This is a genomic window from Burkholderia diffusa (assembly GCF_001718315.1).
GTDB classification, from domain to species: domain Bacteria; phylum Pseudomonadota; class Gammaproteobacteria; order Burkholderiales; family Burkholderiaceae; genus Burkholderia; species Burkholderia diffusa_B.
Genome location: NZ_CP013362.1, coordinates 2560576 through 2581943 on the forward strand (window position 1 = coordinate 2560576; position 21368 = coordinate 2581943).

24 protein-coding genes, 1 other RNA gene and 1 riboswitch are annotated in these 21368 nt (G+C 69.0%); of the genes, 13 read left to right on the plus strand and 12 right to left on the minus strand.

Features of this window, described 5'->3' with window-relative positions:
• Nucleotides 1–5 precede the first annotated feature (5 nt).
• The gene (locus WI26_RS11775) at nt 6–1832 is read right to left on the minus strand and encodes an autotransporter assembly complex protein TamA (RefSeq protein WP_069226005.1); all 1827 of its coding nucleotides are present in this window, start codon (nt 1830–1832) and stop codon (nt 6–8) included.
• A gap of 252 nt (nt 1833–2084) precedes the next feature.
• Between WI26_RS11775 and WI26_RS11780 the strand changes: the two genes are divergently transcribed.
• The 4 genes from WI26_RS11780 to panD all read left to right on the plus strand — a co-directional run bounded on the left by WI26_RS11780 (nt 2085) and on the right by panD (nt 4676).
• On the plus strand, nt 2085–2273 hold the full coding sequence (locus WI26_RS11780) for a DUF3460 family protein (protein WP_044849219.1): 189 nt from the start codon (nt 2085–2087) through the stop codon (nt 2271–2273).
• A 4-nt stretch (nt 2274–2277) separates the two neighbouring features.
• Nucleotides 2278–3150, plus strand: coding sequence for a segregation and condensation protein A (locus tag WI26_RS11785; RefSeq protein WP_059468239.1), 873 nt, complete (start codon nt 2278–2280; stop codon nt 3148–3150).
• Nucleotides 3151–3408: 258 nt separating this feature from the next.
• Nucleotides 3409–4248, plus strand: a complete 840-nt coding sequence (gene panC, locus WI26_RS11790; RefSeq protein ID WP_059511693.1) for a pantoate--beta-alanine ligase — start codon at nt 3409–3411, stop codon at nt 4246–4248.
• Between the two features lie 41 nt (nt 4249–4289).
• Nucleotides 4290–4676 (plus strand): aspartate 1-decarboxylase, encoded by a 387-nt coding sequence (gene panD / locus WI26_RS11795; RefSeq protein ID WP_006484038.1) that lies wholly within the window; start codon nt 4290–4292, stop codon nt 4674–4676.
• Nucleotides 4677–4849: 173 nt separating this feature from the next.
• Here panD and WI26_RS11800 read toward each other — a convergent pair whose 3' ends face one another.
• The 4 genes from WI26_RS11800 to WI26_RS11810 form a co-directional block, all read right to left on the minus strand.
• Complete coding sequence (locus WI26_RS11800; protein ID WP_059468241.1) at nt 4850–5509, minus strand: ParA family protein; 660 nt, start codon at nt 5507–5509, stop codon at nt 4850–4852.
• Between the two features lie 127 nt (nt 5510–5636).
• Complete coding sequence (locus WI26_RS11805; RefSeq protein WP_059468311.1) at nt 5637–6050, minus strand: DoxX family protein; 414 nt, start codon at nt 6048–6050, stop codon at nt 5637–5639.
• Nucleotides 6051–6213: 163 nt separating this feature from the next.
• Nucleotides 6214–6354, minus strand: a complete 141-nt coding sequence (locus WI26_RS32690; protein ID WP_167359243.1) for a hypothetical protein — start codon at nt 6352–6354, stop codon at nt 6214–6216.
• Nucleotides 6355–6435: 81 nt separating this feature from the next.
• Nucleotides 6436–7938 (minus strand): cobyric acid synthase, encoded by a 1503-nt coding sequence (locus tag WI26_RS11810; protein ID WP_069226006.1) that lies wholly within the window; start codon nt 7936–7938, stop codon nt 6436–6438.
• Nucleotides 7939–8012: 74 nt separating this feature from the next.
• Here WI26_RS11810 and cobU point away from each other — a divergent pair, with 74 nt between their 5' ends.
• From cobU to WI26_RS11830, 4 genes are read left to right on the plus strand one after another with little or no spacing between them, the layout of a single operon-like run.
• The gene (gene cobU / locus WI26_RS11815) at nt 8013–8573 is read left to right on the plus strand and encodes a bifunctional adenosylcobinamide kinase/adenosylcobinamide-phosphate guanylyltransferase (protein WP_059595720.1); all 561 of its coding nucleotides are present in this window, start codon (nt 8013–8015) and stop codon (nt 8571–8573) included.
• On the plus strand, nt 8567–9511 hold the full coding sequence (gene cbiB / locus WI26_RS11820) for an adenosylcobinamide-phosphate synthase CbiB (protein ID WP_069226007.1): 945 nt from the start codon (nt 8567–8569) through the stop codon (nt 9509–9511). The genes cobU and cbiB overlap by 7 nt, the downstream gene beginning before the upstream one ends.
• Entirely contained in the window at nt 9504–10523 is a 1020-nt protein-coding gene (cobD, locus tag WI26_RS11825; RefSeq protein ID WP_069226008.1) for a threonine-phosphate decarboxylase CobD, read from the plus strand. Before cbiB ends, cobD begins: the two co-directional genes overlap by 8 nt.
• The gene (locus tag WI26_RS11830; RefSeq protein ID WP_069226413.1) at nt 10520–11437 is read left to right on the plus strand and encodes a cobalamin-binding protein; all 918 of its coding nucleotides are present in this window, start codon (nt 10520–10522) and stop codon (nt 11435–11437) included. The genes cobD and WI26_RS11830 overlap by 4 nt, the downstream gene beginning before the upstream one ends.
• 28 nt (nt 11438–11465) lie before the next feature.
• Here WI26_RS11830 and cobC read toward each other — a convergent pair whose 3' ends face one another.
• The 5 genes from cobC to WI26_RS11855 are packed head-to-tail and all read right to left on the minus strand — an operon-like array spanning nt 11466 to nt 15740.
• Complete coding sequence (cobC, locus tag WI26_RS11835) at nt 11466–12050, minus strand: alpha-ribazole phosphatase (protein WP_059511698.1); 585 nt, start codon at nt 12048–12050, stop codon at nt 11466–11468.
• Nucleotides 12035–12811 (minus strand): adenosylcobinamide-GDP ribazoletransferase, encoded by a 777-nt coding sequence (locus WI26_RS11840; RefSeq protein ID WP_069226009.1) that lies wholly within the window; start codon nt 12809–12811, stop codon nt 12035–12037. The genes cobC and WI26_RS11840 overlap by 16 nt, the downstream gene beginning before the upstream one ends.
• Nucleotides 12801–13859, minus strand: a complete 1059-nt coding sequence (gene cobT / locus WI26_RS11845; protein WP_069226010.1) for a nicotinate-nucleotide--dimethylbenzimidazole phosphoribosyltransferase — start codon at nt 13857–13859, stop codon at nt 12801–12803. The genes WI26_RS11840 and cobT overlap by 11 nt, the downstream gene beginning before the upstream one ends.
• Before the next feature lie 52 nt (nt 13860–13911).
• Nucleotides 13912–14724, minus strand: a complete 813-nt coding sequence (locus WI26_RS11850) for an ABC transporter ATP-binding protein (RefSeq protein ID WP_069226011.1) — start codon at nt 14722–14724, stop codon at nt 13912–13914.
• Nucleotides 14721–15740: a FecCD family ABC transporter permease gene (locus tag WI26_RS11855; RefSeq protein WP_236849309.1), complete on the minus strand. Its 1020-nt coding sequence runs from the start codon at nt 15738–15740 to the stop codon at nt 14721–14723. Before WI26_RS11855 ends, WI26_RS11850 begins: the two co-directional genes overlap by 4 nt.
• Before the next feature lie 674 nt (nt 15741–16414).
• A riboswitch (cobalamin riboswitch) is annotated at nt 16415–16666 on the minus strand.
• Between the two features lie 176 nt (nt 16667–16842).
• On the opposite strand from WI26_RS11855, the gene WI26_RS11860 reads away from it, so the two are divergent.
• From WI26_RS11860 to WI26_RS11880, 5 genes are all read left to right on the plus strand, one after another.
• The gene (locus WI26_RS11860; protein ID WP_059468250.1) at nt 16843–17193 is read left to right on the plus strand and encodes a hypothetical protein; all 351 of its coding nucleotides are present in this window, start codon (nt 16843–16845) and stop codon (nt 17191–17193) included.
• Nucleotides 17190–17504 carry a cell division protein ZapA gene (locus WI26_RS11865; protein ID WP_011885730.1) on the plus strand — a complete coding sequence of 105 codons (315 nt, stop codon included), beginning with the start codon at nt 17190–17192 and terminating at the stop codon, nt 17502–17504. The genes WI26_RS11860 and WI26_RS11865 overlap by 4 nt, the downstream gene beginning before the upstream one ends.
• Before the next feature lie 80 nt (nt 17505–17584).
• Nucleotides 17585–17766, plus strand: a non-coding RNA gene (ssrS, locus tag WI26_RS11870) — 6S RNA.
• A 109-nt stretch (nt 17767–17875) separates the two neighbouring features.
• Nucleotides 17876–18337, plus strand: a complete 462-nt coding sequence (locus WI26_RS11875) for an EVE domain-containing protein (RefSeq protein ID WP_059538438.1) — start codon at nt 17876–17878, stop codon at nt 18335–18337.
• Between the two features lie 209 nt (nt 18338–18546).
• On the plus strand, nt 18547–19287 hold the full coding sequence (locus tag WI26_RS11880) for an SIMPL domain-containing protein (RefSeq protein WP_059450986.1): 741 nt from the start codon (nt 18547–18549) through the stop codon (nt 19285–19287).
• 168 nt (nt 19288–19455) lie between these two features.
• Here the strand turns inward: WI26_RS11880 and lgt are convergent, their stop codons facing one another.
• Both lgt and WI26_RS11890 read right to left on the minus strand, forming a co-directional pair.
• Complete coding sequence (gene lgt, locus WI26_RS11885) at nt 19456–20346, minus strand: prolipoprotein diacylglyceryl transferase (protein ID WP_059468252.1); 891 nt, start codon at nt 20344–20346, stop codon at nt 19456–19458.
• Nucleotides 20347–20435: 89 nt separating this feature from the next.
• A complete protein-coding gene (locus WI26_RS11890; RefSeq protein WP_069226012.1) occupies nt 20436–21353 on the minus strand; it encodes a LysR substrate-binding domain-containing protein in 918 nt (305 codons plus the stop codon).
• Nucleotides 21354–21368 lie beyond the last annotated feature (15 nt).

The window sequence follows — 21368 nt, forward strand, 5'->3', positions numbered from 1 at the left end:
CACGTTCAGAAAGCGATGCCGAGCGTCAGGTACGGGCGCACGCTATGGTTGCGCAGTCCGTACGCGACGTCGACGTTGATCGGGCCAACGGGGCTGCGCCAACGCGCGCCGATACCGACGCCCGGATAAAACACGCGCTCGCCCCATGCATCGGTCGCGGTGCCGATGTCGAAGAAGGTCGCGGCGCCCCAGTCGCGGTTGAACCAGTGCTGGTATTCGGCGGTGCCCGTCACCAGGTACTTGGTCGGCAGCACGGAGCCGTCGACGCTGTTGCCGATGCTCTGGTAGCCGTAGCCGCGCACCGAATTCGAGCCGCCCGCGCGGAACAGCAGCGACGCCGGCACGCCGTTCGAGCTTCCGCTCGTGAACACGCCGCCGAGCTCCGCGCGGAACACGAACAGGTCGCGCTTGCCGATCGGCAGGTACTGCTGGCCGCGCGCATAACCGCGGATGAAGGTCTGGTCGGTCAGCACGCCCTTGATCGCGAAGCCGGCCTCGGCGTGGATCAGGTTGCCCGAGCGCGGGAACAGCGGATCGTCGACGTTGCGACGCGTCCACGCCCACTGCGGCACCAGCGCACGGCTCGTGGTCGGGCCGGCGCCGTTCTGGTCGAGCCGGTCCTGGTAGAACATCAGCGAGTACGCGTAGTCGATGAACTGACCGGTGCGCGTGCGCTGCGCGCCGACCCGTGCGCTGTAGATGCGCGTGTCCGACACGTTGGTGTTCGTGTACGACGCGAGCACGCTGTTGGTCCACCCTTTTTCGCCGGGCGGCATCGACAGCTGGACCTGGCCGTACTGCTGGATCTGGTCGAGCCGGCCCGACACGGTGAGCGGCCACGCGGCGCCGAACGTGTCGAGATACGTATAGGAGCCCTGGACGTGCGGGCCCGTATCGGTCGCATAGCCGACGCCGCCGCGAATGCTGTTGTACGGAAACTCGCTGACCTTCACGTGCACGGGCGTGCGCTCCGGCTTGGCCGTATCGTCGCCGACGTCGATCGCGACGCTCGCGTAGTACGGCGTGTTCTGCAGCTGCCGCTGCAGCTCGGTGATCCGCTGCACGTCGTAGATCTCGCCTTCCGACAGCGGATTCACGTTCGTGACGATCTTTTCCGGATAGCGGCGCACGCCGTCGACGTCGACCTTGCCGATCGTAAACGTCGGGCCGCTGTCGAACGTGACGGCCAGCGTCGCGCGCTGCGTGCGCGGGTCGACGCGCGCCTCCGACGACGCGATCTTCGCGCCCAGGTAGCGGCGCGACTGCAACTGCCTGAGCGCCGCGCCCTTCGCGCCGTCCCAGTCGGATTGCGTAAACGGGTCGCCCGGCTTCAGCGAGAACGCGAAGCGAGTCGCGGCTTCCTGCTTCGGATCCTCGGTGCCGACCGGGCCCTTGAACGCCAGATCGACCGTCGACACGACGGTCTGCGGCCCCGGATCGACGGCGACGCGCACGTCGCGCTTGCCGTCGCGCGTGCGCACATCGGTGCGCACGACCGGCGAGAAATAGCCGGCCGTCGCAGTCAGGTCGCGCACCTGCTGAGGAGTCGCCGTCACGAGGAAGTCGAACTGGTCGTCGCTGATGTCGTCGCGCTTTGCGAAACGCGCGATGTCGAGATGGGCCTTGAGGAGCTTGCGGATCGCGCGCGGCGCGTCGATGTCGACGTCGTACTTCGCGTAGGCCGGCAGCGCGACGAACGCGGCGAGGCAGCCGACGAGGGCTGCCCGGGCCGCCGCAGCGGCGCCGCACCGCGCGCGCCGATCGTGGAGGCGCGCCGCGCGCGGGTTCGCCTCAAGCGCCGTATGTGTCTGCTGGTTCACCTGACCCGCCAACTATGACCTCGCCCTCGGTTGTCGTGATTTTGTGGAAAACCCCGTATTTGACCACAGGGCGGCGGCCCTGCCCGCACGGGCGCCGCTTTGACGCCTGGACGCAACGAGGCGCGCGGGGCCGGCCGGTCGCGCCGCGGGCGTCGGCCAGCGGATTCGACGCGCGATTGCCGCCGGCTGTTCCCCGCGATGCGGTAAAATCCCGCCATCGCGAACCCGGCGCATCGTGCGCCGCCCGAAACGGAAAGCCAAGCCATGCCGTACCAGTCCGACGTCACGCAATTCCTGAACCAGCTCAAGCAACAGAAGCCGACGCTCGAAGAAGAGCAGCGCAAGGGCCGTTCGCTGCTGTGGGACAAGCAGCCGATCGACCTCGACGAGCGCGCCGAGCAGCAGGAATCGCGCGTGAAGCAAACGTCCTACGTCTACTACCAGAACTTCTGACGACGTGAGCGCCGCCGACGAGGCCAGCGCCGCCCGGCAGGACGACGCGATCGCCGCGCCTGCGGGCGCCGATTCGACGCCCGACACGGTCGACGGTGTCGCGGCGTTCGCACGCCTGTACGGCGAGCCGCTCTTCAAGCTGCCGCAGGATCTCTACATCCCGCCCGATGCGCTCGAGGTGTTCCTCGAAACGTTCGAAGGGCCGCTCGACCTGCTGCTGTACCTGATCCGCAAGCAGAATTTCAACGTGCTCGACATCCCGATGGCGCAGGTCACCGCGCAATATCTGGGCTACGTCGACCAGATCCGCACGTCGAACCTCGAGCTGGCGGCCGAATATCTGCTGATGGCCGCGATGCTGATCGAGATCAAGTCGCGGATGCTGCTGCCGGTCAAGAAGGCCGATACCGGCGAGGAAGCCGAGGATCCGCGCGCGGAACTCGTGCGCCGCCTGCTCGAATACGAGCAGATGAAGCTCGCCGCGCAACGCCTCGACCAGCTGCCGCAACTCGGGCGCGACTTCCTGCGCGCCGAGGTCTACATCGAGCAGAGCATCACGCCGCGCTTCCCGGACGTCGATTCGAACGACCTGCGCGCCGCGTGGGCCGACGTGCTCAAGCGCGCGAAGCTCGTCCAGCACCACAAGATCTCCCGCGAGGAGCTGTCGGTGCGCGAACACATGAGCCTGATCCTGCGCCGGCTGCAGAACGCACGCTTCATGGAGTTCGCCGACCTGTTCGACACGTCGCGCGGCGTGCCGGTCGTCGTCGTGAACTTCATCGCGATGCTGGAACTCGCGCGCGAATCGCTCGTCGAGATCACGCAGGCCGAACCGTTCGCGCCGATCTACGTGCGCCTCGCATACCTGCCCGCGTAAGGCGCGCCGCCGCATCCGCGTCACCCCGCACACCGCAATACACCGCATCCCGCCGCCGGAGCCGCCCGCGCGGCTCGTTCGCGGTGCGCCCGCGTAAAAAGTGAACGATCGTACTTTTTTCGATGCACCCGGCGGCCAAATCCTCTACAATCCGCCGACGCCCGATGCGCCGCCCGCGCGCCGGCGTTCTCCGCTTCGACCCCGACGCCGCTGCTGCGGCGCCAACGCGCGCCTGCGCGAGGAACCCGCTACCCGATCATGAAAGTCATCAGCTCGATCCAGGAACTGCGCGACCAGTTGCGCGGACAGAACCGCACGGCGTTCGTGCCGACGATGGGCAACCTGCACGAAGGTCACCTGTCGCTGATGCGCCTCGCGCGCCAGCACGGCGACCCGGTCGTGGCGAGCATCTTCGTCAACCGGCTGCAGTTCGGCCCGAACGAGGATTTCGACAAATATCCGCGCACCCTGCAGGACGACATCGAGAAGCTGCAGAAGGAAAACGTCTACGTGCTGTTCGCGCCGACCGAGCGCGACATGTATCCGGAGCCGCAGGAGTACCGCGTGCTCCCGCCGGACGACCTCGGCGGGATTCTCGAGGGCGAGTTCCGCCCCGGCTTCTTCGCTGGCGTGTGCACGGTCGTCACGAAGCTGATGTCCTGCGTACAGCCGCGCGTCGCCGTGTTCGGCAAGAAGGATTACCAGCAGCTGATGATCGTGCGCCGGATGTGCCAGCAGCTCGCGCTGCCCGTCGAGATCATCGCGGCCGAAACCGTGCGCGACGAGGACGGTCTCGCGCTGTCGTCGCGCAACCGTTATCTGACGGCGGACGAGCGCAAGGAAGCGCCCGAACTCGCGAAGACGTTGCAGCGCGTGCGCGACAGCGTGCTCGGCGGCGAACGCGACCTCGGCAAGCTCGAGCAACACGCGCACGCGCACCTGGCCGAGCGCGGCTGGGCGCCCGACTACATCGCGATCCGCCGCCGCGCGAACCTGATCGCGCCGAGCGCGGCCGAACTCGAAGCCGGCGAGCCGCTCGTCGTGCTCGCGGCCGCAAAGCTCGGCGCGACGCGCCTGATCGACAACCTGGAAATCTGACGGGCCGCCCGCCCTCGCCTCTCACGCATCACGGAGATACCATGCAGCGCCATATGCTCAAATCGAAGATCCACCGCGCGGCCGTCACGCACTGCGAGCTGCATTACGAAGGCTCGTGCGCGATCGACGAAGACCTGCTCGAAGCGGCGGGCCTCATCGAGAACGAACGGATCGACATCTGGAACATCAACAACGGCGAGCGCTTCTCGACGTACGCGATCAAGGGCGAGCGCGGCAGCGGGATGATCTCGCTGAACGGCTCGGCCGCGCGCCGCGCCCAGCTCGGCGACCTCGTGATCATCGCTGCGTTCGCGATGGTCGACGAAGCCGAGCTGCAGGCCGGCTGGAAGCCGAAGCTCGTGTTCATCGACGAAGGCAACAAGATCAAGGGCCACCGCGATCACGTGCCGACGCAGAACTGGACCTGATCCACGTGGCGGCCGGCGTGTCGCGATGCGCCGGGCCTCGGCGCCCTCGTGCGCCGTGACGGCCAGCACCGTGCCCGCACATGCAGGAAGGGCCTGATCCGGCACGACGCCGGATCAGGCCCTTCTTCATTCACTTCACCGTAACCGCCTCGCCGGTGTTCGACCACCGGCGGTCAAGACGCCTTGGCGGCCTTCTCCGCTTTCGGCGCGCGACGCTCGGCCCATTCGACGATCGGCCGCCACTGTTCGAGATCCTTCTCGACGCGGCTTTTCGCGACATCCCACAGCGTCAGGCCGTGCGCGGCGATCTGCACGTAATTCTGCGTGTCGCGCACATAGCCGAGCACCGGCAGCCCGAGCCCTTCGACGAAACGGTGCAGCTGGTCGGACGAACGCGTGCGCGCGTCGACCCGCATCCCGACGATCCCGACCTCCACGCTGCCCTTGCGCACGGCCTTCTCGCCAGCGAGGCGCTCCAGAAACTGCTGGGTCGCGAGAATATCGAACATCGACGGCTGCAGCGGCACGATCACCTTGTCGGCGAGCTGCAGCGCGACGTTGAGCCGGTTGCCATGCAGGCCGGCAGGCGTGTCGATCACCGCATATTCGAGGCCGCGCGGCGGCTTCGACGGCGCGTCCGGATCGAGCTCCCACGCCTCGATCGCCGGCAGCCCGGCCGGCCGCAGGTCGAGCCACGCATGCGCGGACTGCTGCCGGTCGAGATCGGCGAGCGCGACCCATGCGCCCTGCGCCGCGAAATAGCCGGCAAGATTGGTGGACAGCGTGCTTTTCCCCACGCCGCCCTTCGGATTCGCCACCACGATGACCGTCATGAATTCCCCCGAGAAAGCCACGCGGCGCTTGCCGCCCGGCAGGCGCCGCTCGATTGCGGATACAGGGAGCGATGATATCGGCAAACGGGGTGTCACCGGAACGGGTTGCGCCGATGCGCTCCCCCTTTCATGCGGTTCGCGTCGTGGCGCGCGGTGCGCCGAGCGCGAATGCGCCGCCGCCCAGCAGCGCCTGCACGGCCAGCGTGACGGCCCAGAACGCCGGGTATTCCCAGCCGCCATTCGGCGACGCGAAGCTCCAGCCGTTGGGCAGATGCGCGGACACCGCGCCGAGCATGAACGGCAGCAGCACCAGCGCGGCGACACGCACGCGAAAGCCTGCGAGCAGCGCAAGGCCGCCGGCCAGCTCGACGAACGTCGTCACATACGCGAGCCAGCCCGGCAGGCCGATCGACGCGAAGAACTGCGCGGTGCCGGGCAGCGTGAAGACGAACACTTTCTGCGCAACGTGCGCGAGATACAGCACACCGAGTGCGACACGCAGCAGCGCCGCGCCGAGATCGTTCAGGCGATTGGGGTTCATGGCGAATTCCTTCATGAGTGGATGAGAATGGATCGCACTCTATTCGAATCGATTCGACCAATAAACACGCACTCCGGCTTTAACTGATTCTTTCCGGGAATGAATCGGGTCGTAAAAAAGGGCATGACCGATCATGCCCCGCTGCCCGCATCGGCCACGAACCTCAGCCGCCGCTCTTGCCTGGCGCGGCGTCACCGGAACCGGCCGGGCCGCCGCCCGGTGCATACGAGTCACATGCGTGCGCCACCGCCGAAGCGCCCAGCAACGCCGCGAGCAGCACGCTCAACCACCATCGAGCCTTCATCGTCGCGCTCCTTCGGGCGGACCTCCGCCCATCTGAGTTGTACGCGATCCGCCGCAAAATGCCAGGCCGGCACGCCCCGCGTCAGCGGAACTCGGCGTACAGCGCGCGCAGGTCGAGATGCTCGGCGAACGAATCGGCCAGCCGCTCCAGCGACGCCTCGCGCAGCGCCGGGTAGTCGATGCGCTCCGCGCCGTCGAGCCCCGCCCATGCGAGGAGTGCCGCACACGCGTCGGGCGCGTCGAACAGCCCGTGCACGTAGGTCGCGAGAATCTGCCCGTCGGCCGACCTTGCGCCGTCCATGCGCACGCCGCCCGGCCCATCGGCCGCCGCCAGTTCAAGCGCGGGCGCCGCGAGCGCGGGTCCGCGCGTGTCGCCCATGTGGATCTCGTAGCCATGCACGGCGGCCGCGCCCGGCAGCGCGAGATGCCCGGTCACGTTCTTCAGCGTCTTGTCCGGCTGCAGCGTCGTGTCGAAATCGAGCAGCCCGAGCCCCGGCACGCTGCCGGGCCTGCCTTCGAGGCCGAGCGGATCATCCAGCGTGCGGCCGAGCATCTGCATCCCGCCGCAGATGCCGATCACCTTGCCGCCATAGCGCAGGTGCCGGCGGATCAGCGCGTCCCAGCCCGTGTCGCGCAACCACGCGAGATCGCGCTGCACGCTCTTGGAGCCGGGCAGGATCAGCAGGTCGGCATCGGGCACCGGGCCGCTCTTCCAGTACGTGAACTCGACCTGCGGATGCGCGCGCAGCGGATCGAAATCGGTATGGTTGCTGATCCGCGGCAGCGCGGGCACCACCACCCGCAGCACGCCGGCGTCGGCGCGTGCGGCGGCGCTGCGCGCCTGCGACGGCAGCATGTCCTCGGCATCGAGCGTCAATCCGTGCAGGTACGGCAGCACGCCGAACACCGGCTTGCCCGTCTGCGCGCGCAGCCAGTCGAGGCCCGGTTCGAGCAGCTTGATGTCGCCGCGAAAGCGGTTGATGACGAAGCCTCGCACGCGCGCACGCTCGCTGTCCGACAGGCACGCGAGCGTGCCGACCAGGTGCGCGAACACGCCGCCGCGGTCGATGTCCGCGACCAGCACGACCGGGCAGTCCACGCGTTCCGCGAAGCCCATGTTCGCGATGTCGCCTTCGCGCAGGTTGATCTCGGCCGGGCTGCCCGCGCCTTCGACGAGCACCGTGTCGTAGCCGGCACGCAGCCGCGCGTACGACTCGAGCACCGCGTCGAATGCGACCGGCTTGTAGTCGTGGTACGCCCGCGCATCGAGGTTCATGCGCGCCTTGCCGTGGATGATCACCTGCGCGCCGCGATCGCTCGTCGGCTTCAGCAGCACCGGGTTGAAATCGGTATGCGGCGCGACGCCCGCGGCGAGCGCCTGCAACGCCTGCGCGCGGCCGATCTCGCCGCCATCGGCCGTCACCGCGCTGTTCAGCGCCATGTTCTGCGGCTTGAACGGCGCGACACGCGCGCCCGCGCGGCGCGCGAGGCGGCACAGGCCCGCGACGAGCGTGCTCTTGCCCGCGTCGGACGTCGTGCCCTGGATCATCAACGTGCCGCGCGGCTGCGGTTCGGGTGCGTTCATCGTATGCAAGTCATGGCGAAGCAAAGGCCGCATTATCGCCCGCGCCGCCACGCGCGCGCCGTTACAATCACGCGATGATTCCGCACGACATCACCTTCGTCCTCGGCGGCGCGCGTTCGGGCAAGAGCGCGCACGCCGAGCGGCTCGCCGCCGACAGCGGCCGCCCCGTCACCTATATTGCGACCGCGGCCTCGTCGGCCGCCGATGCCGAATTCGAACGGCGCATCGCGCATCATCGCGCGCGCCGGCCGGCTGACTGGGGCTTCGCCGATGCGCCCGTCGACCTCGCCGGCACGCTCGCGCGCCTCGACGATCCGCGCGCGTGCCTGCTCGTCGACTGCCTGACGCTGTGGCTCACGAACCTGCTGTGCCCGCTCGATGGCGAACCGCTCGACGATGCGCAGTATGCGACGCAGGTCGAGCGGCTCGAGCACGCGTTGCGCGGTGCGCGCGCGAAGGTGATCGTCGTCAGCAACGAAATCGGGCTCGGCGTCGTGCCGCTCGGGTCGGTCACGCGCCGCTACGTCGACGAACTCGGGCGTCTGAACCAGCGCATTGCCGCGCTCGCGACGCGCGTGACGATGCTGGTCGCCGGGCTGCCGCTCGAACTGAAGGGCGGAGCGCCGTCATGCTGATGCTGTCGCTGCCGGTCGTCGCGATGCTTGCGGTCGCGGCCGCGATCGTCGATCGCGTCGTCGGCGAGCCGGCCGGCTGGCATCCGCTCGTCGCGTTCGGCCGGCTCGCCGCGCGCATCGAAGGCGCGTTGAACACGGGCCGGCGCGGCCGCGTGATCGGCGTCGCCGCTTGGCTCGCGGCGGTGGCGCCGCCGGTGGCCGTCGCCGCATGGCTCGCGGCCGTGCTGCCATGGCCGCTCGCAGCCGTGCTGCACGTCGCGTTGCTGTGGTTCGCGCTCGGCGCGAAGAGCCTCGCCGAGCATGTGGCACCGATCGCCGCTGCGCTGCTGCGGCACGACCTCGACGCCGCGCGCGCGCTGACCGCGCGGATCGTGTCGCGCGACACGAGCGAGGCCGACGAAGGCGCGCTGTCGCGCGCCGCAGTCGAATCGGCGCTCGAGAACGGCAACGACGCGATCTTCGGCGCGCTCTTCTGGTTCGTCGTCGCAGGCGGCCCCGGCGCGCTGCTGTTCCGGCTCGCGAACACGCTCGACGCGATGTGGGGTTACCGCACGCCGCGCTTCCTGACGTTCGGCTGGGCCGCCGCGCGCATCGACGACGCGCTGAACTGGATTCCCGCGCGCCTCACCGCCGCGAGCTACGCGCTGCTCGGCGACACGGCCGCCGCATGGCGCTGCTGGCGCACGCAGGCGCACCACTGGGACAGCCCGAACGCGGGCCCCGTGATGGCCTCCGGCGCCGGCAGCCTGAACGTGCAACTCGGCGGCCCGGCCGTCTATCACGGCGAAATCGAAGACCGTCCCGCGCTCGGCACCGGCGCACCGGCGACGGCCGCGCACGTCGTCGCCGCGCTGTCGCTCGTCACGCGCACGCTTGCGCTGTGGCTCGCGCTGCTCGTCGCGAGCGGCGCACTCATCCTCGCTACCCATCATGTCTGACGCACGCATCACGCACGGCGGCAACCTGCACGAAGCCGCGCGCCGCCACGGCATTCCGTACGACGCCTGGCTCGACCTGTCGACCGGCATCAATCCGGTCGGCTATCCGGTGCCGCCGGTCCCGGCCGACGCATGGCGCCGGCTGCCCGATGACGGCGATACGCTCGCCGCATGCGCTGCCCGCTACTATCACGCGCCCGATGCCGCGCATGTGCTGCCCGTTGCCGGCAGCCAGGCCGCGATTCGCGCATTGCCCGCGCTGCTGCCGAAGGGCGACGCCGGTGTCGCAGCGCTCGCATATGGCGAATACGCGCCTGCGTTCGCACGTCACGGCCATCGCGTCGTCCCGCTCGACATCGACGCGGACGTGCTGCCCGCGTCGCTGCGCCACATCATCATCGGGAACCCGAATAATCCGACTGCCGAATTCGTTCCGGCCGAGCGGCTGCTCGGCTGGCATGCGCAGCTGTCGGCACGCGGCGGCACGCTGATCGTCGACGAGGCATTCGCGGATACGGGCGCCACGCCATCGCTCGCGCAGTTCACCGATCGTCCGGGCCTCGTCGTGCTGCGCTCGGTCGGCAAGTTCTTCGGACTCGCCGGCATTCGAGCCGGCTTCGCGCTCGCCCGTCCGGAGCTGGTCGTCGCGCTGCGCGACATGCTCGGCGCATGGACCGTCAGCGGCCCTGCACGTCACGCAGTCGCCGCCGCGTTCGCCGACCGCACATGGCAGAGCGCCGCGCGCGCGCGGCTCGCGGCCGATGGCGAACGTCTCGCCGCGCTGCTGCGCGCGCACGGCTTCGCGGTGCACGCGACGCCGCTGTTCAGCTGGACCGACGATCCGCGCGCCGCCGCACTGCACGCGGCGCTCGCCGCACGCGGAATCTGGACGCGGCATTTCGCGCAACCGTCGAGCGTGCGCATCGGCCTGCCGGGCAACGAAGCCGAATGGCGGCGCGTCGCCGATGCACTCTCGCAATGCGTCCCGGCGCTGCCGCCGGCATCCGCATGAGCGCCAGCGTGTTCCGCCGGCTGGCGGCCCTCGCGTCGCTGGCCGCGCTTGTGTACACGCCCTTCGCTCACGCCGCCGTGACGACCCGTGACGACGCCGGCAATACGGTGACGCTGCCCGCCCCGGCGCAACGCGTGATCAGCCTCGCGCCGCATGCGACCGAGCTGGTCTACGCAGCCGGCGGCGGCGCGAAACTGGTCGGCACGGTCACATACAGCGACTACCCGCCCGCCGCGCAATCCGTGCAGCGTGTCGGCGACAACAAGGCGCTCGACCTCGAGCGAATCGCCGCGCTGAAGCCCGATCTCATCGTCGTCTGGCGACACGGCAACGCCGAGCGGCAAACCGACGCACTGCGTGCTCTGCACATTCCGCTGTTCTTCAGTGAACCGAAACATCTCGACGATGTGGCCACGTCGTTGCATCGGCTCGGCACGCTGCTCGGCACCGAACCGGCCGCCGACGCGGCCGCGGCATCGTTCTCGCGCGATATCGCGGCGCTGCGCGCGCGTTATGCGGCACGCCCGCCCGTCACGATGTTCTTCCAGGTATGGGACCGCCCGCTGACGACGCTCAACGGCGCGCATCTGTTCAACGAAGTGATCACGCTGTGCGGCGGCCGCAACGTGTTTGCGGCGCTGAAGCCGCTCGCACCGACCGTCACCGACGAAGCCGTGCTCGCGGCGAATCCGGAAGCGATCGTGACGACGAGCGCCGGCGCGACCCGTTCGGACGCGCCGCTGCCAAGCCTCGCACGCTGGCGTGCGTGGCCCGCGCTGACGGCCGTGGCGCGCAACAACTTGTTCGCGATCGACGGCGATCTGCTGACCCGGCCGTCGCCGCGGATCGCGCAAGGCGCAGCCGCGCTGTGCGAGGATCTCGACGCCGCGCGGGCGCGGCGGCCGGCACGCTGATTTTCGGGCTTCGATCCGTTGCGGCCACCTATTCGTCCCAGTGGACGACTTCCCATGCGCGGGCGGCATCCTGCGTCCGTAACCAGACGGCGCCGCCCGTGGGCACCGGTCGCGACAGCAGCGTATCGAGCGGCACGCGCAACGCATGCGATGCGAATGCGCGAATCACGCCTGCGTGCGTGAGCGCCCATTGCGGCGCGTCGGTCCGCGCGACCGCGTCCGCGATCCGTGCGACACGCGCGGCGAACCGTGCGACGCTTTCGCCGCCATGCGCGCACGCATGCATCAGGTCGGCCGCCCACGCATCGAGCGCCGCGCGGTCGATATCGTCCCAGCGCCGCAGCTCCCACGCGCCGAAGTCCATTTCCTGCCAGCCAGCATCGCGCCGCAACGGCACGCCGAACGCCTGCGCGAGCCGCTCGGCGACAGACGCGCAACGCGCGAGCGGGCTCGTCCAGACCTGCTCGGGCAACGGCGCCCCGAGTGCCGCCAGACGCTCGCGAACAGCCCGCGCACCGGCCTCGGCCGATGCGGCGAGGGGCACGTCGCTGCGTCCGTAGCAAACGCCCGGCTCGACATCGACCGCCGGATGGCGAATCAGGACGAGATCCATCCGAGCACCACGAGATAGATCGCCAGCTCGCCCAACTGCTGCGCGAAGCCGAGGCAGTCGCCCGTATAGCCGCCGATCCGCTTCACGAAATAGCGGGCCGCCCATGCGCGTACGAGCACGAGCGCCACGAACGCCGCGAGCCCCGCGCGCCAGTCCGGCCAGAACAGCCACGGCAGCCCGAATGCGGCCGCGATCCAGGCCGCGCGTGCGCCCATGCGCTGCGCGACCGGTTTCGCCTTACCCTCCGACCGAACGTAGTCGAGCGACATCAGCAGGCTCACGGCCCCCGCGCGGCTCGCCGCATGCGCGGCGATCATCGTCCACGCGGCGCGCAGCGGCGGCATGGCCGAGAGCGCCTGCCATTTCAGGCCGAGCGCGATCACGAGCGCCACCGCGCCGAACGTGCCGATTCGCGAATCGTGCATGATGCGCAATACGTCGTCACGCGCATAGCCGCCGCCGAACGCATCGCAACTGTCGGCCAGGCCATCCTCGTGGAACGCGCCGGTCGCGAGCAGCGTCGCGGCCATCGACAGGCCGACCGCGATCGACGCGGGGAACACGCGCAGCGCCGCAAGGTAGACGAGCGCGCCCCACGCGCCGACGCACGCGCCGACCAGCGGAAAGTAACGTGCGGCCTGGTCGAGATCGCCGGCTGCGTAGCCGATCGCGCGCGGCACCGGCACGCGCGTGAAATAGCCGAGCGCGACGAGGAAATAGCGCAGTTCGGCGCGCACACCGCCCGCGCGCTCAGGCGTCACGATTGTCGACGCCCGCGGATTCGAAGCTCGCCATCTCGGTGAGGAACGCGACCGCCGCGCGCACCAGCGGCAGCGCAAGCGCGGCGCCCGTGCCTTCGCCGAGACGCAGGTCGAGCGCGAGCAACGGCTTCGCGCCGAAATGCTCGAGCATGCGCCGATGCCCGGCCTCGTGCGACGCATGCGAAAACACGCAGTAGTCGCGCACGCCGGGCGCGATGCGCTCGGCGACGAGCAGCGCGGCCGTCGCGATGAAACCGTCGACGAGAATCGTCATCCGCTCGCTCGCGGCCGCGAGATACGCGCCCGTCATCATCGCGATCTCGAAGCCGCCGAACGTCGCGAGCACATCGAGCGGCGCGATCGCATGCGCGTGCCGGACGAGCGCGCGGCCGAGCACCGCGCGCTTGTGCGCGAGCCCCTGGTCGTCGAGGCCCGTGCCGCGCCCGACGCACGCGTCGACCGGCACGTCGAGCAGACGGCTCATCAGGCATGCAGCGGACGACGTGTTCGCGATCCCCATTTCGCCGAAGCCGATCACGTTCGTGCCGAGCGACGCGTGCAGGCGTACGCGCGCCGCACCGGCCGCGAGCGCCGTCTTCGCTTCGTCGAGCGTCATCGCGGGTTCGGCCGCGAAGTTGCGCGTACCGCGCGCGACCGGCAGCGACACGAGCCGGTCGGACACCGGCAGCGGCGACGCGACGCCCGCATCGACGATCTCGAGCACGCTCTGCGCGACGCCCGAGAACGCATTGATCGCCGCGCCGCCGGCCAGGAAGTTCGCGACCATCTGCGCGGTAACCGCCTGCGGATACGGGCTTACGCCCTCGGCCGCGATCCCGTGGTCGCCGGCGAATACGATGGTCACCGGACGCTGTACGCGTGGCTTCTCGGTATGCTGGATCAGGCCGATCTGCAGCGCGAGCGCCTCGAGCTGGCCGAGACTGCCGGGCGGCTTGGTCTTGTGATCGATCACGTGCTGCAGGCGCTTGCGCAGCGTGTCGTCGAGCGCCGCGATCGCGGGCGGGAAGTCGGTGGTCGGGTTCGTCATCAAAAGGTTGCCTCGCTGGGGCGGCCGGTGCCGCGCATCGAAAGAAGGAAGTTCATCGTCGCTCGGGCCACGCAGGCAGCAGCGCGTCGCGGCCGTTCTCGCGAATCAGCACGAGCGGATAGCCGAATGCGTCGCTCGCGCGCGCCGGCGTCAGCACGTCATGAACGGGGCCCGCCCACGCATGGCCGCGGCCGTCGAGCAACAGCGCATGCGTCGCGAAACGCCGCGCAAGATTCAGGTCGTGGCATGAGAACAGCACCGTGCGCGGGCCCGCGTCGAGCCACGCGCTCAGCGCGGTCAGCCCATCGATCTGGTGATGCAGGTCGAGATGGGCGAGCGGTTCGTCGAGCAGCATCAGCGGCGCGTCCTGGCACAGCGTCGCGGCCAGCGCGACGCGCTGCCGCTCGCCGCCCGACAGCGACAGCACGTCGCGCGATGCGAGTGCGGTCAGGCCGAACGTCGCGAGCGCATCGTGCGCGGCCGCGCGGTCGCCGTCACGCTCCCAGCCCCAGCCGCCGAGATACGGGAAGCGGTTGAGCAGCACCGTGTCGAATACCGTCGCGCTGAACGCGTCGTGCAATTGCTGCGGCATCATTGCACGGCGCCGTGCGAGCTCTTCGGGCGGCCACGCGGCAAGCGGCCGGCCGTCGATCTCGACGTGGCCGCCGGCCGGTCGCTGCAGGCCCGCGAGCGTGGCGAGCAGCGTCGTCTTGCCGGCGCCGTTCGGCCCCGCGACACACCAGATCTCGCCAGGCCGGAACGCGTGCGTGAAGCCGTCGAGCAGCGTCCGTTCACCGGCCTTCAGCGTGAGATCGATCGCCCCATAGGTCATGTCGCCTGCAGGGTGCGCTACGGCGTGCGTCATCGCATCGGTCTCCTCAGCAACATCCACAGGAACACCGGCACGCCGATCAACGCGGTCATCACGCCGACCGGCAATTGCGCGGGCGCGATTGCTGTACGCGCAAGCAGGTCGGCTGCCATCACGCCGCCGCCGCCCGCGAGCATCGCGGCGGGCAACAGCATGCGCTGGTCGTTGCCGAATGCGAGCCGCAATGCGTGCGGCACGACGAGGCCGACGAAACCGATCGTGCCGGCCGTCGTCACCGCGGCTGCAGCGGCCAGTGACGCGACGAGGTAGATCCGCATGCGCACTCGCGCGACCGGCACGCCGAGCGCGAGTGCGGTCGCGTCGCCGCGCAGCAGCACGTTGAGTTGCTGCGCGGCCGGCAGCGCGACGCATGCGGCCACCAGCAGCGCGCCCCATGCGAACCACGGCGCCGTCACGCCGTTCAGGTCGCCCGTCAGCCAGAAGATGATGCCGCGCAGTCGCGCATCGGGCGCGAGCGACAGCAGCAGCGTGACGAGCGCGCCCCACCCGGCCGCGATCACGACACCCGTGAGCAGCAGCCGCGGCGATGCGTCGCGCGAGTCGCCGCGCCACAGCTCGCGGCGAGCAAGCCCGAGCACGAGCGCGACCGACATGAGCGAGCCGGCGAACGCGGACGCATCGACGAGCCACCACGCGCCGCCCGCGATCATCGTGACCAGCGCGAAGCCGGCCGCGCCGCCGGACACGCCGAGCACATAAGGCTCCGCGAGCGGATTGCGCAGCAGCACCTGCAGCAATGCACCGGCCAGCGCAAGCAGCGCGCCGCACGCGAACCCGGCGAGCGCACGCGGCAACCGCAGCGTGCGCACGATGTCGGCGAACAGTGCGTCGCCACCGTGCGGCACGAGCGATGCGAGCGCCTGCCACGGCGACATCGGCACGCTTCCGATTGACAGCGATGCGACGAACAGCAACGCGACCACGGCCGCGAGCGCGGTCCAGATCGCGGCGGCGCGCGCGGCGTTCATGCTCCGCACGGCGTCGCGCATGATGCGCGATGCTTGCGCTGACCATCGTTGCCGGCCGGGCACGGCATCGGCGTCGCGCTCCGGCGTGTTGCAGGCATACGCAAGCTTGTCTTCCTCGTCGAACAGGTTGTTGATGCGCGCACGGACGAACCGCGCCCCGCGGAGGTCATCGCGCACGCGGCGCGGATGTCAGACCCATGTGCGGCAACGCGAGCGATGCACGGCCGACGGCGCACGATAGCGCGCGTCACGATCGGCATTCGGATTCCGGCGTTTCGCCGATCGCGTCCCGCAAGCGGGCGAACGGCCGAGCGTCGGTCGCACCCGCGTGACATGGCCACGATCCATCGAGCCGCACCTGCGTGCGGCGGACATTCTGCGCAATATAGTGGAAGCCGCCGGATCCGGTCGATCGTCATCGCGGGCGCGTCGCCCTCACGCATGATCGGCTCGGCGACCGCGACTTCGGGCGGCAACGGCACGTCGTCGCGCGGCGCGACAGGTTCCGACGCCGCAACGGCCCGCGTCGTCGACGATCCGGGCAAACCGGCCGCCGTCGCAGTACGCGCGACGGCGGGATGCGCCACGCCGCGGCATGCGCCGAAGGGCGGACGGACGATTGGGGTCAGCATCGAAGACGAATCCCGTGAAGCACTGCGCGCCCCGCTTCCCCGCAGGCCGCGCGCCATGAAGCCGTGCAGGCTCCTCGCCTCGGCCGGTATCCGGGCTGGCGGCGTACCGGCTCTCCTTCCCGCGCGTATCACGCGCAGTGGCCCGCGCCCGCGTGCGACCTGCACGCGAAACGCGCCCGAGCCGACCTGCGTCGTCCGACGCGGCCGCTTACCGTTGCGGGGGCAGCGCAGGTTGGCGATCTCCATGCGAAGCGCGCCCTGCTTCCCGTTTAACCGCGCGACGCACGCGCGAGCACCGAGGCGGCGCCAGTTTAGGAGCGGGTCGCGCGAGCGTCAAGAAAGCGGCCGAACGTATGCCGGGAGCGCGCCGCGAACACGCCGGAGCCGCGAATTCGCGGCAAGAAGCCGGGGTGTTACGACTGGAAACGTTACAGATGTCGGAATGCGCGTTATTCCGCGCTAAAATGCTGGGTCTTTAGAGGACGCAGCAAATGCTCAACGAACTCGAAACCTTATCTCAAAATATTGGCCGTCTGATCTCGCTGAACAAGCGCTATCACTCGGAACGGCTCGCGCTCGAGGAGCAAGTCGCGCAACTGCGCGCGGAAGCGGACACGGTCCGCGCGGAACTCGCGCAACTGCGCGACGAACGCAATGCGCTCGCGGCCGAGCGCGACACGCTGTCGGCGAAGATCGACGACGCCCAGGTCAAACTGAACGCGATTCTCGAAAAGCTGCCGCGCACGAAGAGCGCGGAGCAAGCCGACAACCAGCTCGACCTGCTGGATGCGCAGGCGCGCACGGATGGCGACGACGCGGCCAGCCACGGAGAACATGCATGAGCACCAAGCAGATCGAAGTCTCGATTCTCGGTCAGCCCTATCGGCTCGCCTGTTCGGCCGAGACCGAAGCGGCGCTGCTCGAGGCCGTCGCACGTGTCGACGCCGAAATGTCGAAGATCCGCGCGAACAGTTCCGTGCGCGGCACCGACCGCATCGCGGTGATGGCGGCACTGTCGCTTGCATCCGAATTGCTGCGACTGCAAACGAGCGTGCGTCACGGTGAAGCATTTCCGGCGGAAGAAATCCGTCGTACAATGCACCAGATGAACGAACAGCTCGGCGCGGTGCTCGCACAGCACGAGACGCAATAACGTTTGATCGATGCGTCGATTCCCCTTGATCTCGGCGATCAACGGTGGTCAAATTGGCGCAACGAAACACAGTTCAGTCAGCTTCCCTGCCTGGTTCGCCAAGGTCATATATTCCTTGAACCAATGCCATGTGCACGGTTGCGGAAATTTGTAGCACGGGCGCGCGCGTCACTCTGTCTGATGTACCCGAAGTGCTGCTAACTGCGACCAATTCTGAACCTCAGGTTCAGGATGCCGGCCTAGCGGCCAAGGTGGGGGCCTATCCAACGGCATCGGGGAACCCCGATGCCGTTTCCTTTTTCAGCGTCTGTCTGCATGCGGAACGCGCAAGCAGACAGATCTTCATGCCCTGTCTGCGTCGATTACGATCCATGCAATACTGGCTGATGAAGTCCGAACCGGACGAAGCAAGCATCGACGATCTCGCACGCGCGCCACAGCATTCGCTGCCGTGGACCGGCGTGCGCAACTATCAGGCGCGCAATTTCATGCGCGACACGATGAAGATCGGCGACGGCGTGCTGTTCTATCACTCGAGCTGCCCCGAGCCGGGCATCGCCGGCCTGGCCGAAGTCTCGTCGACGCCCTACCCCGACCCCACCCAGTTCGATCCGAAAAGCCCGTATTACGATCCGAAGTCGACGCAGGAAGCACCGCGCTGGCTGCTCGTCGACGTGCGCTTCGTGAAGAAGTCGCCGCTCGTGCCGCTCGCCGTGCTGCGAGAGCATGACGAGCTCGCCGACATGCGCGTGCTCGCACGCGGCAACCGGCTGTCGATCACGCCCGTCACGCGCGCCGAATGGCGCTTCATCACCGAAAAGCTGATGAAGTAGGCGCGCGCAGTACGCGCATGCGTGCCGGACACGCGCAAAAGGTCAAATCCGGTCAATACACGCCGCAGCCACGGAACTCGCGACGCGTTGGCGCAGCCTAAGCAACCGCTGTCGCCCGATCGGGGCGACTGTCGTTTTTTTCGTCGCGCGGTACGCCCGCGTCGCGCACGCGAGATCCGCATGCGCGCCCTCGCACAAGGAGTCCAACAATGACCAAGAAATCCGCACTCGCGCTGTCGCTCGCCCTCGCCGCCGCCGTGCCCGTCGCGCTGACGCTCGCGTCGCCGGCCGCGCACGCGCAGACAGCGAACCCGCATTTTCCGGAACCGGCCGGCGTGCTGTCGCTGTCGTCGCAGGCGAGCGCCGACGTGCCGCAGGACATCATTCACATCACGCTGTTCTACGAACAGCAGGCGAAGGACCCGGGCAGCCTGACGTCCGCGCTCAACCAGCGGGCAGACGCGGCGCTCGCACAAGCGAAGGGGGTATCGGGCGTCACCGCGCGCACCGGCGCATTCTCCGTGTATCCGAGCACCGATCGTGACGGCAAGATCTCCGCGTGGCGCGGCCGTACCGAAGTCGTGCTCGAATCCCGCGACTTCTCGGCGGCATCGAAGCTCGCGGGCCAGCTGTCTAACCAGATGCAGGTCGCGAACGTCGAGTTCTCGCTGTCGCCCGAAGCGCAGCGCGCGGCCGAGCAAAAACTCACGACCGAAGCGATCAAGTCGTTCCGCGCGCGCGCGGACGAAGCCGCGAAGGCCTTCGGCTACAACAGCTACTCGATCCGCGACGTGAACGTCGGCGGCAGCCGCAACGTGCAGCCGTATCCGCGCATGATGGCGATGGCGGCGGCACCGATGGACAGCGCGAAGATGAGCGCGCCGATCTCGGTCGAAGGCGGCAAGGCGACCGTGTCGGTCACCGTCAACGGCTCGGTGCAGATGAAGTGACGCACGTCGCGCAACCCGCGGCAGACGCGAAAACGCCGGCCTGAAGGCCGGCGTTTTTCGTTCGGGATCCTGCGAGCGGTGCGCACGCCGATCGTGCGCATCCGTATCGCATCACGCATTACGCGTCATACGGCTCGCGCGGGACGATACTGCATGACGCATGCTACATCACGCAGCCACGCTCGCCGCCCGGCGGCGATACGCCCACACCAGCAGCGCGATGCCCGCGAGAATCATCGGCAGCGACAGCCACTGCCCCATCGACAGGCCGAGGGCGAGCAGGCCGAGGAAGTCGTCCGGTTCGCGCGCGAATTCGACCGTGAAGCGCGCGAGCCCGTAGCCGATCAGGAACAGCGCGGATATCGCACCCATCGGCCGCGGCTTGCGCGAGAAGAAGAACAGCACGAAGAACAGCGCAATGCCTTCGAGCGCGATTTCGTAAAGCTGCGAAGGGTGGCGCGGCAACATCTGGTACTGCATGAACACGTCGGCCAGGTGCCACTTCTCGACGAGTGCCGGGTGCTTCGGCAGCCACGCCGCGTCATCGCGCATCGCGCCGGGGAACAACATCGCCCACGGCGCATTCGGATCGGTCACACGGCCCCACAGCTCGCCGTTGATGAAGTTGCCGAGCCGGCCGGCCGCGAGCCCCGTCGGCACCATCGGCGCGACGAAATCGGTAACCTGCAGCCAGTGGCGCTTGCGCTGCCACGCGAACAGCGCCATCGCGAGCGTCACGCCGAGGAAGCCGCCGTGAAACGACATCCCGCCTTCCCACACCTTGAACACATCGAGCGGATGCGAGAAGTAGAAGTCGGCCTTGTAGAACAGCACGTAGCCGAGCCGACCGCCGAGCACGGTGCCGAGCACGCCGTAAAACATCATGTCGTCGATGTCCTTCGCGGTCCAGCCCTGCGCCGCGACGTGCGGCAGCTTCAGGCGGATCCGGCCGACGACGATCGCCGCGATGAAACCGACGAGATACATGAGGCCATACCAGCGCACGGCCAGCGGCCCGAGATGGATCGCTACGGGGTCGAAATTCGGGTGAATGATCATGGATTAGCGATGAAGTTTTCGAATGCGGTACGGCGCTCGCACTGGCGCCGCACCGCGCATTGGACGGCGCCGGCGCGCCATCGTTCGCATCATGCGGCGAGACCGTGCTCGCGCACGACGTCGATGAAGCCGGCGAGCACCGGGCTGACATCGCCCGTGCGCCACACGAGGCCCGTCTCGACGACCGGCGCGTCGCCGGCGAGCGGCCGGTAGACCACGCCGGTGCGCCGCAGGTTACGCAACGACTGCGGCACCAGTGCGACGCCCATGCCGGCCGACACGAGGCTGACGATCGTCTGCATCTGGATCGCTTCCTGGCCGATGCGCGGGGTTGCCCCCGCCGCGCCGTAGCAGCCCGTAATGATGTCATAAAAGCCGGGCGCCAAACGGCGCGGGAAGATGACGAGCGGCAGCGCGGCCAGCTCGGCCAGATGCACCGGCTCGTCTTCAGACACGCCGGGCGCCGCGGCCGCCGGCATCGCGACCACCAGCGGCTCGCGCACGACCGGCAGGTACGATAGCGCGGCCGCGTGGCGCGGCGGCACCGGCGGAATCACGAGTCCCGCGTCGATGCGGCCCGCGACGAGTTCGTCGATCTGGACGTCGCTCGTCGCCTCCGCGAGTTGCAGCCGCACCTGCGGATAGCGTGCGCCGAACGCGCGCAGCAGCGACGGCAGCAGCCCGTAGTCGGCGGTCGACACGAACGCGAGCGACAGCGAACCGGCTTCGCCGCGTGCGAGACGCCGCGCGAGCGGCGGCAGCGCGTCGGCCGCCGCGAGCAGCCGGCGCACGTCAGGCAGCAGCGCCGCACCGACCGCCGTCAGCGCGACCGAGCGCTTGGTACGCGCGAACAGTGCGACGCCGAGCGCGTCCTCCAGCGCCCGAATCGCTTGCGACAGCGGCGGCTGCGTCATCGACAGGCGCTCGGCCGCACGGCCGAAATGGCGCTCGTCGGCAACGGTCGCGAAATAGCGCCACTGGCGCAGATCGGGTGTCGGGTCGGCCATGTCTCACTCATTCGA

Bases quoted from the DNA above. Each gene is read 5' to 3' on its own strand.
- WI26_RS11780 (WP_044849219.1), top strand. From the start codon at position 2,085: ATGCCGTACCAGTCCGACGTCACGCAATTCCTGAACCAGCTCAAGCAA.
- panD (WP_006484038.1), top strand. From the start codon at position 4,290: ATGCAGCGCCATATGCTCAAATCGAAGATCCACCGCGCGGCCGTCACG.
- cobD (WP_069226008.1), top strand. From the start codon at position 9,504: ATGTCTGACGCACGCATCACGCACGGCGGCAACCTGCACGAAGCCGCG.
- WI26_RS11830 (WP_069226413.1), top strand. From the start codon at position 10,520: ATGAGCGCCAGCGTGTTCCGCCGGCTGGCGGCCCTCGCGTCGCTGGCC.
- WI26_RS11890 (WP_069226012.1), bottom strand. From the start codon at position 21,353: ATGGCCGACCCGACACCCGATCTGCGCCAGTGGCGCTATTTCGCGACC.
- WI26_RS11860 (WP_059468250.1), top strand. From the start codon at position 16,843: ATGCTCAACGAACTCGAAACCTTATCTCAAAATATTGGCCGTCTGATC.
- WI26_RS11875 (WP_059538438.1), top strand. From the start codon at position 17,876: ATGCAATACTGGCTGATGAAGTCCGAACCGGACGAAGCAAGCATCGAC.
- lgt (WP_059468252.1), bottom strand. From the start codon at position 20,346: ATGATCATTCACCCGAATTTCGACCCCGTAGCGATCCATCTCGGGCCG.
- WI26_RS11810 (WP_069226006.1), bottom strand. From the start codon at position 7,938: ATGAACGCACCCGAACCGCAGCCGCGCGGCACGTTGATGATCCAGGGC.
- panC (WP_059511693.1), top strand. From the start codon at position 3,409: ATGAAAGTCATCAGCTCGATCCAGGAACTGCGCGACCAGTTGCGCGGA.
- WI26_RS11865 (WP_011885730.1), top strand. From the start codon at position 17,190: ATGAGCACCAAGCAGATCGAAGTCTCGATTCTCGGTCAGCCCTATCGG.
- WI26_RS11850 (WP_069226011.1), bottom strand. From the start codon at position 14,724: ATGACGCACGCCGTAGCGCACCCTGCAGGCGACATGACCTATGGGGCG.
- cobC (WP_059511698.1), bottom strand. From the start codon at position 12,050: ATGGATCTCGTCCTGATTCGCCATCCGGCGGTCGATGTCGAGCCGGGC.
- WI26_RS11880 (WP_059450986.1), top strand. From the start codon at position 18,547: ATGACCAAGAAATCCGCACTCGCGCTGTCGCTCGCCCTCGCCGCCGCC.
- cbiB (WP_069226007.1), top strand. From the start codon at position 8,567: ATGCTGATGCTGTCGCTGCCGGTCGTCGCGATGCTTGCGGTCGCGGCC.
- cobU (WP_059595720.1), top strand. From the start codon at position 8,013: ATGATTCCGCACGACATCACCTTCGTCCTCGGCGGCGCGCGTTCGGGC.
- cobT (WP_069226010.1), bottom strand. From the start codon at position 13,859: ATGACGAACCCGACCACCGACTTCCCGCCCGCGATCGCGGCGCTCGAC.
- WI26_RS32690 (WP_167359243.1), bottom strand. From the start codon at position 6,354: ATGAAGGCTCGATGGTGGTTGAGCGTGCTGCTCGCGGCGTTGCTGGGC.
- WI26_RS11805 (WP_059468311.1), bottom strand. From the start codon at position 6,050: ATGAACCCCAATCGCCTGAACGATCTCGGCGCGGCGCTGCTGCGTGTC.
- WI26_RS11800 (WP_059468241.1), bottom strand. From the start codon at position 5,509: ATGACGGTCATCGTGGTGGCGAATCCGAAGGGCGGCGTGGGGAAAAGC.
- WI26_RS11855 (WP_236849309.1), bottom strand. From the start codon at position 15,740: ATGCGCGACGCCGTGCGGAGCATGAACGCCGCGCGCGCCGCCGCGATC.